The organism is Streptomyces lienomycini, assembly GCF_027947595.1.
GTDB classification, from domain to species: Bacteria; Actinomycetota; Actinomycetes; order Streptomycetales; family Streptomycetaceae; genus Streptomyces; species Streptomyces lienomycini.
The window spans coordinates 6,920,499-6,933,175 of record NZ_CP116257.1; the positions used below are offsets into that span (position 1 = coordinate 6,920,499).

A 12,677-nucleotide genomic window follows, 5' to 3' on the forward strand; every position below is an offset into this window, starting at 1 on the left:
CCGTTATCGACTGCCTGTGTTTGTCCCGATACGTATCGCGTACGCATCGTGTACGGATCGCGCGCGCGGACCGGACTCCGCGCCCCGCGCGGTCACTTCATCCGCGTCGCCCACTCCTGCACCTTGGCGATGCGCTGGCGCAGTTGGCCGCCGGTGGCCTCGGCGCTGGGCGGTCCGCCGCACACGCGGCGCAGTTCGGTGTGGATGACGCCGTGCGGCTTGCCGCTCTGGTGGACGTAGGCGCCGACCATGGTGTTGAGCTGCTTGCGCAGTTCCATCAGCTCCTTGTGGGAGACGACGGGGCGGCGGTCGGCGGGCAGTTCGAGCAGGTCGGCGTCTTCGTCGGGCTTCCTGCGGCTGTGCGCGATCTGCCGCGCCTGCCGCTTCTGGAGGAGGAGTTGGACCTGGTCGGGTTCCAGCAGGCCGGGGATGCCGAGGTAGTCCTGCTCCTCCTCGCTGCCGGGGTGGGCCTGCATGCCGAACTCGGCGCCGTTGTACATGACCCGGTCGAAGGTGGCCTCGGACTCCAGGGCCTCGAAGGAGAACTGCTCCTGCTCGCCGGTGTCCTCGTCCTGCTCCCGGTTCGCCTCGTCCATCTCCTTCTCGGACTCGGCGTAGGGGTCCTCCTCGCCCTCCTTCTTGGGCTTGTCGAGGACGTGGTCGCGCTCGCGCTCCATCTCGTTGGCGAAGGTCAGCAGGTCGGGCACGGTGGGCAGGAACACGGAGGCGGTCTCGCCGCGCCGCCGGGACCGTACGAAGCGGCCGACGGCCTGGGCGAAGAAGAGCGGGGTGGAGATCGTGGTGGCGTAGACGCCGACGGCGAGGCGGGGGACGTCGACGCCCTCGGACACCATGCGGACGGCGACCATCCAGCGGTCGGTGCTGCCGCTGAACGCGTCGATGTTCTTGGACGCGCCGGTGTCGTCGGACAGCACGACGGTGGCCTTGTCGCCGGTGATCTCCCGGATCAGCTTGGCGTAGGCGCGGGCGGAGTCCTGATCGGCGGCGATGACGAGCGCCCCGGCGTCCGGGATGGCCTTCCTGACCTCGGTCAGCCGCTGGTCGGCGGCGCGCAGCACGGCCGGCATCCACTCGCCGCGCGGGTCGAGCGCGGTGCGCCACGCCTGGCTGACGGCGTCCTTGGTCATCGGTTCGCCGAGCCGGGCGGCGATCTCGTCGCCCGCCTTCGTGCGCCAGCGCATGTTGCCGCTGTAGCTCATGAAGATGACGGGACGCACGACGCCGTCGGCGAGGGCGGAGCCGTACCCGTAGGTGTAGTCGGCGGCGGAGCGGCGGATGCCGTCGTTGCCCTCCTCGTACGCCACGAAGGGGATCGGGTTGGTGTCGGAGCGGAAGGGCGTGCCGGTGAGGGCGAGGCGGCGGGTGGCGGGCTCGAACGCCTCCAGGCAGGCCTCGCCCCAGGACTTGGAGTCACCGGCGTGGTGGATCTCGTCGAGGATGACGAGGGTCTTGCGCTGCTCGACGCGGTTGCGGTGCAGCATGGGGCGCACGCCGACGCCCGCGTAGGTGATGGCGATGCCCTGGTACTCGCGGCTGAGGGGCCCGGCGCTGTACTCGGGGTCCAGCTTGATCCCTATCCGCGCCGCGGCCTCGGCCCACTGCTTCTTCAGGTGCTCGGTCGGCGCGACGACGGTCACCTGCTGCACGACGTGGTGGTGCAGCAGCCAGGACGCCAGCGTCAGCGCGAAGGTCGTCTTTCCGGCACCGGGGGTGGCGACGGCCAGGAAGTCCCGGGGCTGGTCCTGGAGGTACTTCTCCATCGCCCCCTGCTGCCAGGCCCGCAGCTTGCCGGCGGTGCCCCAGGGGGCACGGCCGGGGAAGGCCGGGGACAGGTGGTGCGAGGTGCTGGAGCTGGCGGTGGTAGTCACGGTCTCCGAAGGGGGTAGAGCGGCTCGGCCACGTATGACAACCGGGCCACCCTACCGGCGGGCCGAGGCGATCGACGCGCGCACGGGGTCGGGTCACCCCCGGGTGGGACGGACGTCACAGCGGCCCGCCCCGGACGTCACGGCGGCCCGCCCCATCGCACCGGCTCAGCGCTCCCGCACGCGCGTCGCGACCCACGCGCCGGCCAGCGCGACCGCCGCCATCGGCAGGAACACCGCCGCGAAAGCCGCCGGGTGGGAGCCGGTGGCCCCGGCGGCGTCGGTGGCCGCGTGGGTCACCGTGCCACCGCCGAGGGCCGCGAAGGCCGCGCCGCCGGCGGACAGGAGGACGACGTTGGAGAGGCCGTCGGAGATCTGCAGGGCGGCGGAATTGGAACCGGCCTCCTCGGGGGCGGACAGCTTGAGCAGGAGCACGCTGGTGGAGGAGATCACCAGGCCCATGCCGAAGCAGCCGAAGCCCCAGGCGACGGCCACCGTCCAGACCGGTACGGCGTCGATCAGCACGCTGGGAGCCGCGGCGACGGCCGCCGCGACCAGCAGCATGCCCAGCGCCATCAGACGCTCCCGGTACGGCTCCAGGCGCGGCCGGGACTGCAGCCAGGACCCGGCGGCCCAGGTCGCGCCGCCCGCCGCGAGGGAGAGTCCGGCCAGCGTCGGGCTGAGCCCCCGCTGGGTGACCAGCATCAGCGGGACAAAGGACTCGGCTGCGATGAAGGACCCCGCGGCCACGCCCCGCAGCAGCACCACGGAGGGCAGCCCGCGCACCGCCCGGTAGGTGCCGCGGGGCAGCAGCCCGAGGACAGCCGGGACGAGCAGCGCGACGCCCACCGCACCGGGGAGCAGGGAGATCCAGCGCAGGTCCTGGGCGGCGTACTGGAGCAGGCCGGCGCCCAGCGAGATGGCGAGGGCGAGGCGGATGCGGCGGCGGTCGAAGGAGGCCGGTGCGCCCCCTCCCCCGACGGGGCCCGCCGCGCGGCTGCGTATCTGCGGCAGCGCGAGGGCGAGCGGGACGACGACCAGCACCGGGATGCCGACGAACACCCAGCGCCAGCCGAGGTGCTCGGTCACCGCGCCGGAGGCCAGCGGCCCGACGACGGAGGGGACGACCCAGCCCGCCGCGAACGCCGCCATGATCGCGGGCCGCAGCCGCTCCGGGTAGGCCCGCCCGACGACGACGTACAGCGCGACGATCACCAGCCCGCCGCCGAGCCCCTGCACGGCCCGCCCGAGGATGAACAGCCACATCGCACCGGCCGTGCCCGACAGCACCAGCCCGGCGGCGAAGGCGGCGATGCCGGTCGTCAGCGGCGCCAGCGGCCCGCGCCGGTCCGACCACTGGCCGGCGAGCACCATCCCGAACAGGCTGGTCGTGAAGTACCCCGAGAACGCGAACGCGTACAGCGACACCCCGTCCAGCTCCCGCGCCGCCACCGGCATCGCGGTACCGACCGCGGTCGCTTCGAAGGCGATCAGCACGATGACGGAGACGATGCCGATGCTGAGCGCCCGATAGGCACGGCTCAGCACGGTCTCGGCGGGTTCCGTGGTCGCGGCGCCGGTCGTGGCGGGGGCGGCGGGTACGGCGACCTCGGTGTCGCGGGGCTCAGGGACGGTCATGGTCGTCAGCGTAAGGGCCGCAGCCCGCCTTGACCCCTGTCGGGAGGCGGTACGGAACCGGGACCTTGGTCGTACGACCCGCCGGGTCAGGATGCCGTTGGCGAAGGGGGTGCGGCAGTCCTGCTGTGGCGGCCGCAAGTCAAGCAGCGGACCCCGGAAGGCCTTGTTCTGAGGCGAGCGTCCGCATGCGGGCGGCCACATCCTGTGGGCCGAGTGCCGCCACGGCCGACAGCGCAGTGAGTCTTCGGCCGGAAGACCAGATGTTGGTCGTCGGCGGCTGGAACGGCATGACTGCTATGCCCCTGGCAGCGAATGGGGCCGGATCGAGGTAGGTCATCCCGCCGGTCCCGCAAGCGTACGCGCGGGCGCCGGTCACGACGCAGAGGTCGGCGAGCCGCTGAGAGCGTCCCGGCCGAGAGGGCAGATCGCTGCTGAGCAGGACTTGGCCCTGCCAGCCGAGCAGGTCCAGCAGTAGGCGGGGGGAAGCTGCGGCGACGGCGGCGGTCCTGCCGGTGACGAAGGCCTCCAGCACCTTGTCCAGCACCTTGGCGAGAGTCGGCCAGTGCGGGCTGGCTCCGTAGTGCTGCCGCAGTGTCCCCATGGTCTTGCGGCGGGCCCGGTCGGGATCGACGATCAACGCGTCCCGGATGAGAGTCGGCCTGCCCTGGGGAAGACGGGTGGGGACGGTGAGCCACTGCCGACGGCCCGGTGCGTCGAGGACGCCGAGGCGTGCTCGGTGCTGGTAGTCGCGGCGGGCGAACTGCACGTCGTCCAGGACGATCCAGTAGTCCGCCGCGAACAGCTTGGCCAGTGTGGCCAGTCTCGGGAACAGGTTGGGCTGGTGAATCGCGCACAGCCCGCCCGGTTCCGGCAGGTCAGGAAGCGATGAGGCGGCTGGTGAAGCCGTCACGGATGAGAGATTCGTACGCTCCACGCACGTCCTCCGGGACTTCCTGCTCGATGGCGAATCCGAGCTTCGGATACTCAACGACGCGCTGGAGGTCACCGACGAGCATGTCCAGGACGAGCTTCACGTCGCCGATGGACTTGACGTAGTCGTCGAACTCCAGCGGCTCCGACGCGCAAAGGGTCTCGACGTCGGGCCACAGCTTGCGAGCGGTCGCGAACGACCTCCGCTCCATGTAGGGCTTGGAGACCAGCATCACCGTGGTCGGGGTGATGCCGGCGGCGGAGATGACCTCGCGGGAGAGGGCGATGTTCTGCCCCGTGTTGCCGGCGTTCGGTTCGAGCAGGATCGCCTCCGCAGGAACGCCGAGGTCGATGGCGTGCTCGCGGAAGTGGATGGCCTCACCGCGCGGGAAGACCTTGGCAGTGGTGGGACTGTTGCCGCCGGTGAAGACCAGGGTCGGAAACAGCCCGGTGCGGTACAGCTCGGCGGCGTGGGTGGCAACGCCCAGGTCATGGCTCCCCAGCCCGATCGCCACGTCGACGGGACGCGGCTCATGGTGCATCTGGTGGTAGTCCCAGATGAGCGCGGCCCGTTGCCACTGGTTCTCGGTAATGGCCTGCTGGCTGTCGCTCACGCGTACTCCCTGATCACCGTCGCCCGGGGCCAGTCGGCCCCTCGTTCATGGCCTTGATCCCCTCGATACTGCGCAGTTGATGCACAAGCCCGTACTGCGCGGCTGCGCGGGCAGCCTGGTCGAGGACCTGGAGCCCATCATCCTGCGTCGCTGCGTCGGAGAGCAGGATGTGGCCATGCGCGGTGTCCAGCCGTACGCGTTGCATCGGCGAGTCGGTGGCCCCGCTGCTGCGGGCGATGCCGATGAAGTGCAGGGCTTGGTCGAGGTCGCCGACGCCACGGCGGGCGAGGGCGAGTTTCTGGTGAGCCACCGACCAGTCGTCGGGTTCGGTGAGTTCCTCGAAGTCGCGGGTCGCGGCCTGCATCACCCGGGTCGCATAGTCGTGTCGACCGTTCTTGCTCAGCGCCGTGCCCACCCACAGGCGTGCCCTGGCGCGGTCGCGGTGAGACAGACGGTCGTCAACGGCGAGGCTTTCGTATTGGCGCGCGGCGGTCTCCACGTTGCCGGACATTTCCGTGACCACCGCGAGGGAGAGGTCGAGCTGGGCGACACGACGCGGGATGTCGAGTTGGGTGAAGACCGCGCGAGCACCTGTGTAGGAGTGCTGGGCGGAAAGCGGGCCGAGAACGGAGCCTTGATCGCGTTTGAGGTCACCGAGCAGTGCCGTCGAGCGGGCAAACAGATACAGCCCCTTCTCGTCCAGCCCATGGGCGTCGAACCGCGCCAACCAGCGGCTGAGCAGGCTGTCGGCAAAGGTGAAGTTCTGACGGGAGAGAGCGACCACGACACGGTCCAGGTCGTCGGCCCACGATTCGTACTCCCAGGCTCGGGGGCCGATGGCAGTGACGCGCCGTCCGGCACCTTGCATGCTGCTGGCCATCTCGGACAGGAGCGTCTCGAAGCGCAGGTGGGCAGGGGCGTTCGCGCGTCCGAGGGCGGTGTCGAGGATGGCCTGGGTGTCGGGTCTGGGCTCAGTGTCGGCGCGCTTGCTCTCCCACTTCGAGACCGTCGCGACGGCCACGCCGAGGTGCTCGGCGAAGGCCCGCACACTCAGACGCAGGGCGAGACGCAGAGCTCTGGCCTCCAGGCCGGTCCACTGGTGCACAGTAGCCACGCCTCACTCCCTTCCACCGTCATCGAAGCAGATGCGGGGGAGCGGCGGCACGGAAGCAGGACGGAAGTAGAACAGCGGGTGATTGGCCCGGAGGTCGGCGACCTCCATGCTCAGGATCGTCACCACGTGTCGGCACTTTGGACGGTCTCCCGCATGGAACCTCTCACAGAAAATCGCCTGATCGGCGGACCAGTCGTCTACGGCTTCCTGCGGCTGGTGCACGTCTCCGAAGCCCGCAGGGAGGCACTGGTCGCCTCGCTGGCCGAGTACTCCCGCAGCCACGAGCTGACATTGTCCGGCATCTTCACCGAACACACGGCCGGCGTCGGCTCCGGCTCGGCCGCCTTCACCGGCCTGCTGGACGTGTTGGCCCTGCCGGACGTCTACGGCGTGCTCGCCCCGGCCGCGTCGCACCTGGGCCCAAGGGCGATAGCCGCAGAACGAGGCCGACAAATCGAGGCCGTCGGCTCCCGGCTGCTTCTGGTCCGCCGGTCTCGCCACACATGCCCGGCGGCCACTTCCACCACGGCGGCCCATTGCCACAGCCCGGAAGCCACCTGCCTCCTGCAGAGCGAGTCATGAGGACAGCAATGATCGAAACAGTGCAGCGCTTCTTCGAGTCCCGCCCCGAATCCGTGGGGCAGGCGAGGGAATTCGTCTCCATGGTCCTGACCGGATGGGGCTGTACGGAACGGACGGACGACATCCGCCTCTGCCTCTCCGAGCTCGCCACGAACGCACTGGTCCACGGCACTGTCGCCGACCACGGGTTCCTGGTCCGTCTCAACGCCGAGGACGGTGTCGTACGCCTGGAGGTACACGACAGCCGCCGCCAGCGACCCGAGCCCCGTCAGACCGTCGACACCGACCTGTCGGGACGCGGTCTGGTCCTGGTGGCCGCCCTCGCCGATGGCTGGGGTGTTCAGGACCGCGCACCGCTCGGAAAGATCGTTTGGTCCTGCTTCAAGGGTGCATGACGTACGACCGCGCACCACAAGCGGGGTCGATCAGCTGATGTTCGGCCGACTTACCCGCACTCTCTGACACACCTGGGACTTCCCATAGGGACTCGGTCATACGGACGAGAGGAAAACTGCCGTGGAAACCTTCGAACGCGCCAGGCTGGACGCCTATTTCTCCCGCATCGCCGTCCATTTCGCCCCCGACGAGCAGAGCTCGTCGTTCCTGATCACCCATCTCCTCGCCGAACGTCCTGCGTTTGTCCGCGCCGTTGCCGCGATGACTCGTCTCGTGGCGGTGCTGCCCAAGCCGAAGTCTGTCCATCCGGCTGCCCAACGCGAGACCGAGCGGACCGTCGTCGTCGATGCCCTGACCCGCGAACTGTTCACCACTCCGGACACCACGCTGGACTACTTCGAATCCCGGGCCGCCGGGGAACCCATCTCCCTCCTCGACGTCGGCGGCTACTTCGCCCCCACGTTGACCGAGATCCACAGCCGCTTCACGGGCCGCCTGCTCGGTGTCGTCGAGGACACCGAGAACGGCCACCGCCGCTACGAAACTCTCGACAAACTGCCTTGCCCTGTCGTCTCAGTGGCCCGTTCCCCGCTCAAGGACCCCGAGGACTACCTCGTCGGCCAGTCCGTCGTGTTCTCCACCGAGGCCGTCATGCGCGGCCGTGGCGACATCCTCCACGGCCGCCCCGCCCTCGTGATCGGCTTCGGCAAGCTCGGGTCCTCCATTGCCCGGCTCCTGCACGCCAAGGGCGTCCAGGTCACCGTCTTCGACATCGACCCTGTACGCCGCACCCAGGCCCTGTCCCAGGGATTCACCGTCGCCCGTGCGCGCGAGACCGCGCTGACCGGCGCCGGCCTGGTGCTCTGCGCCACCGGCGCGGTCTCCCTGCGCGGCGAGGACTTCTCCCATCTGCGCAACGGTGCCTACGTCGCCACCGTCACCTCCAGCGAGGACGAACTCGACCTCGCCGGCCTGCCGGACGTCTACACCCGCACGGTCGTCGGCGACCACGTCACCCGCTATCAGACCACCGGCCACTACTTCTATCTGGCGAACGGTGGCAATGCCGTCAACTTCATCCACGGCGCGAGCGTTGGGCCGTTCATCTTCCTGATCCAGGCAGAGATCCTCGCCGCGATCAGGATGCTCACCCGCGGAGACCTCTCCCCCGGCATGCACGAGGTCCCCGCACCTGACCGCGAGGCCATCGCGGCGACCTGGCTCTCCTACTTCAACAGGTGATCACCGTGCCCATCCCGGCCGACCACATCCGCACCACCATCACTGCCTACCTCGCCCAGCACCCCGAGGACGAACATGAGGTTGCCGTCGTCCGGGAGCTCCTTGACGCGGGCGGCGACCTCACCAGCCGCAAGTTTCTGCCGGGACACGTCACCGCGGGCGCGATCCTCGTCAGCCACGACGGCCGTGTCCTCCACATCCTTCACAACGCCACCGGCAAGTGGCTGCTTCCCGGTGGCCACATCGAGCCCAGCGACGACACCCTCTTGCAAGCTGCCAGTCGTGAACTTGCCGAGGAGACCGGCATCTCGCCCCACGTCGTCACCCCGCACAGCGAAACCGCTCTACACGTGGACGTCCACCTTATCGACGCCAACCCGGCAAAGGACGAGCCTGCCCATCGGCACTTCGACTTCCGCTTCCTCTTCCGCACCACCGCCGACATCGGCCAGCTGCAAACTGAAGAGGTCACCGACGCTGCGTGGCGAACGGTGGAAGGCTTCACCAACGAAGAGCTGAAGCGACGGGTCGTTCAAGCGCTTCTCTGACCAGCGCGTGGCCGGTGATTCCCGGCACACGGCCAGAGTGCCACCGGGACAGAGGCTCTTCCGGAATCTGTTGCGTAGGCAGTACGGGGCCGGTACTTGGATCGTATAACCGTCCCTCGCGCGCCCGTTAATGAACGGTGTATGGCAGTCGTGTTGCGGCCTCCCTCAAATCCTTGAGCACCTCCCCGCCCCGCCCTATCGTCGAGTCACCGAGTCACAGACCCGGCCGTGTGCCCGAGTGGTTGAGGGGCTCGCCTGCAAAGCGAGTTACGCGGGTTCGAATCCCGCCACGGCCTCTACCCCGTGATCAGGGGCACACGGAAGGGCGGCACACCGGCGAGGTGCGGCCCTTCCGGCTCTTCGTCCCAGTTCCGGGTTGCTGGTCCTTCCAGCCGTGTGCATTCGGCTCCTTGACCGGGCCCGCGTCCAGCTGGGCACATTGCTGCTCACTCAGCCTCGGCAGCGGCGCCGCTCAGGCACTACCCGCACAATGGCGATGTCAGCGGCCGGACCGCCGACATCGCCGCACAGGACGACGAGCCACTTCTGCACCATGTCTGTCTGGATCGGCGCGGCCGAGCACCGAGTCGACAAGCGCTCTGATGACCAGGCGAACGCCCGGCCCACAGGCCAAGCCGGAGTCCACCACCACGAGGCGGGACGGCCAGCGGGGCGCAGCACTGTCCCCGTTCGTCAGTCTGTGTCGCCCTTGGGCTTTGGCCATGCCTCTAGGGCGATACGGGCAAGCCACAAGGTGCGCAGCTGAATCCGATCCTCGTCCCAGCACTCGGCCCAACGCTCGTTGCTCCACTTGTCCCGAAGCTCCTCCGGCGCGGAGAGCACTGACGAGGTCGTCAACCGCAAAAGGCTGTGCGTGCCGAGACTCCCCTTCTTATGGAGCCATTCGCGGTTGCTCAACGCAGGGTTGAGCTTCGCAGTGGTGAGCGTGAGGTTGCCGAGCTGGTGGACCGCCTCATGTCGCTTCTTCAAGCTCTCCTCGCCATCACCGTCGTTCAGCGGCCAGTGTGTTTCCCATTTCTGTGGCAGAACATGCTCAATGTTCAGCCGAGCGTCCGCACTTGACAGTGCCGGCGCATGCTCGGTCTTCGGGGTCCGCAGGTGATTCTCCAGTCCGACCAGCAGGGCCTTCAGCCGGGCACGGTAGGATCGACGGTAGAGATCGGTCGAGATCAGGGCGTCCAGGAACGTCAGATCGTCAGGCCACAACCGGGCCTCGGCTGTCTGATTCCACAGGCTGCGCACGACGGCGTGACCTGCCCGAGTGGGATCGCTCTGCTGAACATCGGCAAGTACCTGGACGAAGAGTCGGTTGTAGTCCTTCGTCGTCATCAGGCACACGGCGCGCCGCATGAGAAATGAGTCGATGGCGCGGGCCGCGATGGCTCGCTGGTCGTTCGGTACGTCGTCTGTCGCGTGCAGGTAAAGCAGCACTGGCCAAGGCGTCGTCGTCATGGTCTGCATGCGGTCGAGCAAGCGACCGGTGGGATCGGTCAGCGGCAACCTTCGCACTCGCTGATGCGTCTCGGCGTAATGCCTGATGTCCCGAATCACATCCGATGCCTGCCTGGCACTCTTCGGTAGCCATTCTTTGAAGTCGGCAAACAGGTGCTCCACCAAGACGTCTTGATGCTTTTGAACAGTCAGCCAATAAGCCAGGAGCAAATCGATCAGAGCGCGTCTGATGCGTCCGGTGGTGACCTGACCACGCCAGGGTTCGGCATCCAGAGGCAGCCAGGCGTTCATCAACAGCTCTTCGGAGTGCTGGTGCTCCCCCTGCGACTCGACGGTCTGGAAAAGGAGGTTCTTGACGAGGTCCGCGGCGTCAAGGCGCACTCCCCGGTGGTTCAATGCCTCGAAGATCACCTGCGGGTCGTCACCCGCGTCCAGGACGATCTCGACAAGTTGCATGCGCTCTTGAAGCGTGTAGAACAGGTCGTCGAGCCGCTGGGCTGGGTTGGCCACGGCCTTGGCCCAGTCGCCGATCTCCTGCTCGAACCACACGCGGGCACGGACCAGCCGGTGGTCGGGGGCGGGCGCCGTATCGTCGTCGTCGGTCCCGCGTACGGCCCAGAGGAATGCCGCACGGTCCTGAGGGAGCGGCCAGACCTTGTAGCGGTCGTCCGGGAACGCCTCGTGAACCGTCTCCGCCCGGTTCTCCAGCAGACTCGTGAAACGCCCGACGACGCTGTCAGCGGCCATGTCGTGGGCGACGGCCCGGGCCGCCGCGAAGAGGATCTGCAGCGTGGTCATACGCTGCTGGCCGTCGATGATGTGAGAGGAACTGAGGCGCCGGGGCGGCCGGTACCGCTCCTGTACGACCACGGCTCCCAGGAAGTAGGTGCGCGGCTTCGACCCCATACCACTCTGGTTCTCTGTCTCCGCCTCCACTTCCTCCGCCGCCGTCCGGACGTCCATCCACAAGGGTTCCCAGTTGTCCTTCTCGTCCCATACATAGGGCCTCTGGAAGATCGGGATCACGCTCTGGTGGTCGTTCGCGAAGACCTTCCCCAGCTTGACGTCGCCGGCCTGCATCGCCCCTCCGGTCCCCCAGCACCTGCATGGTCATCGCAGCGTAACGGCGCGTCGCCAGATCTGATCGTCCTTCCACTAATCTTCGCTCTCAACGTCGATTGAGCTGACGGCTCTTGGACCTAGCATCATCAGCGGTCCACCCTGGCGTCCGTCAGGAGAGAGCGAAGGAGGATCGGCACTCATGTGGTTCGGAGACCCTGGGCACGTCAGCGATGTCACGATCCGGGGCGCCGCTGAGAAGGCACTTGCGGGTATGCCCGGCAGCGTGCGCGCCGCATGGACGGCAGCGTTGGAGGAGGCACGCAAGGACATCCTTGGCAGCGGCACGGTGCTGGAGTCGAAGCAGTACACAGGCACCTACGACCACCGGTACGACTCCTGGCACATGCCCGTCGAACTGGGCATCGGCATCGACGCCGTGGACGACGGCAACGCCACCGTGCGGCTCGTTCAGCACCGTGCCGGGGAATTCGACACCATCAGCCAGATCGTGTCGTACGTCAACGGCAGACGGCTGTTCCACAAGGTGACGGTGGGCGAGATTTTGCCTGCAGGGTCCCGGAACAACTACAGCCCGGAGGACTACACAGTCCAACTCCGCGAGGCAGATGACGCCTACCGCACTCTCCGGGCTGCCTTCGCAACTCCCGACAGCCGTACAGAGCGCTACCAGTATCTTCTCCAACTGACCACGTTCCTGAAGGAACAGGCGCGTGCCCTGGAGACGACCGCGCCCACCCCAACTGAGCCCCGCGCGGTATCCGACTGGTTCGCCTTGTCCCCGACCGAGTTCGAGTACGCCGTCGCCGAGTTGTGCCGCAAGGACGGCTGCACCCGAGTGCAGGCGATCGGTGGGGCCGGAGACCTTGGGGCGGATGTCGTCGCCTACACCCCTGACGGGTGCAAGGTGGTGATCCAGTGCAAGCAGTACCGGGGTAAGGTCGCCAGCCCCGATCTGCAGAGGTTTGCCGGAACCGTTTTCAACGTCCACCGCGCCGACGTCGCGGTGCTGGTAACGACCGGAACCGTCACCACCCCCGCGGCGCGGCTCGCCAAGGCTACGGGCATCGAAATCGTGCACGCCGAGCGGCTCGACCGATGGGCCGACGGGAGAGACCGGCCGCCCTGGTATCACCACCACACCTTGTTGCCGCCCGAAAGCGGCCTTTGACCG

The 12,677-nt window shown here is 68.1% G+C and carries 11 protein-coding genes and 1 tRNA gene; 6 read left to right on the forward strand and 6 right to left on the reverse strand.

Features of this window, described 5'->3' with window-relative positions; all coding sequences use genetic code 11:
- Positions 1-92 precede the first annotated feature (92 nt).
- The 5 genes from BJ961_RS31610 to BJ961_RS31630 all read right to left on the reverse strand — a co-directional run bounded on the left by BJ961_RS31610 (position 93) and on the right by BJ961_RS31630 (position 6,182).
- Positions 93-1,889, reverse strand: a complete 1,797-nt coding sequence (locus BJ961_RS31610) for a DEAD/DEAH box helicase (RefSeq protein ID WP_271416190.1) — start codon at positions 1,887-1,889, stop codon at positions 93-95.
- A 165-nt stretch (positions 1,890-2,054) separates the two neighbouring features.
- Positions 2,055-3,524, reverse strand: coding sequence for an MFS transporter (locus tag BJ961_RS31615; protein WP_271416191.1), 1,470 nt, complete (start codon positions 3,522-3,524; stop codon positions 2,055-2,057).
- Between the two features lie 139 nt (positions 3,525-3,663).
- A complete protein-coding gene (locus tag BJ961_RS31620; RefSeq protein ID WP_271416192.1) occupies positions 3,664-4,434 on the reverse strand; it encodes a WbqC family protein in 771 nt (256 codons plus the stop codon).
- A complete protein-coding gene (locus BJ961_RS31625; RefSeq protein WP_271416193.1) occupies positions 4,400-5,068 on the reverse strand; it encodes a YdcF family protein in 669 nt (222 codons plus the stop codon). Before BJ961_RS31625 ends, BJ961_RS31620 begins: the two co-directional genes overlap by 35 nt.
- A gap of 13 nt (positions 5,069-5,081) precedes the next feature.
- A complete protein-coding gene (locus BJ961_RS31630) occupies positions 5,082-6,182 on the reverse strand; it encodes a helix-turn-helix domain-containing protein (protein WP_271416194.1) in 1,101 nt (366 codons plus the stop codon).
- Positions 6,183-6,335: 153 nt separating this feature from the next.
- On the opposite strand from BJ961_RS31630, the gene BJ961_RS31635 reads away from it, so the two are divergent.
- The 5 genes from BJ961_RS31635 (at position 6,336) to BJ961_RS31655 (ending at position 9,246) form a co-directional block, all read left to right on the forward strand.
- A complete protein-coding gene (locus BJ961_RS31635) occupies positions 6,336-6,764 on the forward strand; it encodes a hypothetical protein (protein ID WP_271416195.1) in 429 nt (142 codons plus the stop codon).
- A gap of 8 nt (positions 6,765-6,772) precedes the next feature.
- Positions 6,773-7,159 (forward strand): ATP-binding protein, encoded by a 387-nt coding sequence (locus BJ961_RS31640; RefSeq protein ID WP_271416196.1) that lies wholly within the window; start codon positions 6,773-6,775, stop codon positions 7,157-7,159.
- A gap of 121 nt (positions 7,160-7,280) precedes the next feature.
- A complete protein-coding gene (locus BJ961_RS31645) occupies positions 7,281-8,402 on the forward strand; it encodes an adenosylhomocysteinase (protein ID WP_271416197.1) in 1,122 nt (373 codons plus the stop codon).
- The gene (locus BJ961_RS31650) at positions 8,399-8,950 is read left to right on the forward strand and encodes an NUDIX hydrolase (protein WP_333782094.1); all 552 of its coding nucleotides are present in this window, start codon (positions 8,399-8,401) and stop codon (positions 8,948-8,950) included. Before BJ961_RS31645 ends, BJ961_RS31650 begins: the two co-directional genes overlap by 4 nt.
- Before the next feature lie 224 nt (positions 8,951-9,174).
- Positions 9,175-9,246: transfer RNA gene (locus tag BJ961_RS31655), tRNA-Cys, on the forward strand.
- A 397-nt stretch (positions 9,247-9,643) separates the two neighbouring features.
- Here the strand turns inward: BJ961_RS31655 and BJ961_RS31660 are convergent.
- Entirely contained in the window at positions 9,644-11,503 is a 1,860-nt protein-coding gene (locus BJ961_RS31660) for a DUF262 domain-containing protein (RefSeq protein ID WP_271416198.1), read from the reverse strand.
- A 181-nt stretch (positions 11,504-11,684) separates the two neighbouring features.
- Here BJ961_RS31660 and BJ961_RS31665 point away from each other — a divergent pair, with 181 nt between their 5' ends.
- The gene (locus BJ961_RS31665; protein WP_271416199.1) at positions 11,685-12,674 is read left to right on the forward strand and encodes a restriction endonuclease; all 990 of its coding nucleotides are present in this window, start codon (positions 11,685-11,687) and stop codon (positions 12,672-12,674) included.
- The last annotated feature ends 3 nt before the right edge of the window (positions 12,675-12,677 follow it).

Bases quoted from the DNA above. Each gene is read 5' to 3' on its own strand.
- BJ961_RS31615 (WP_271416191.1), bottom strand. From the start codon at position 3,524: ATGACCGTCCCTGAGCCCCGCGACACCGAGGTCGCCGTACCCGCCGCC.
- BJ961_RS31635 (WP_271416195.1), top strand. From the start codon at position 6,336: ATGGAACCTCTCACAGAAAATCGCCTGATCGGCGGACCAGTCGTCTAC.
- BJ961_RS31640 (WP_271416196.1), top strand. From the start codon at position 6,773: ATGATCGAAACAGTGCAGCGCTTCTTCGAGTCCCGCCCCGAATCCGTG.
- BJ961_RS31660 (WP_271416198.1), bottom strand. From the start codon at position 11,503: ATGCAGGCCGGCGACGTCAAGCTGGGGAAGGTCTTCGCGAACGACCAC.
- BJ961_RS31665 (WP_271416199.1), top strand. From the start codon at position 11,685: ATGTGGTTCGGAGACCCTGGGCACGTCAGCGATGTCACGATCCGGGGC.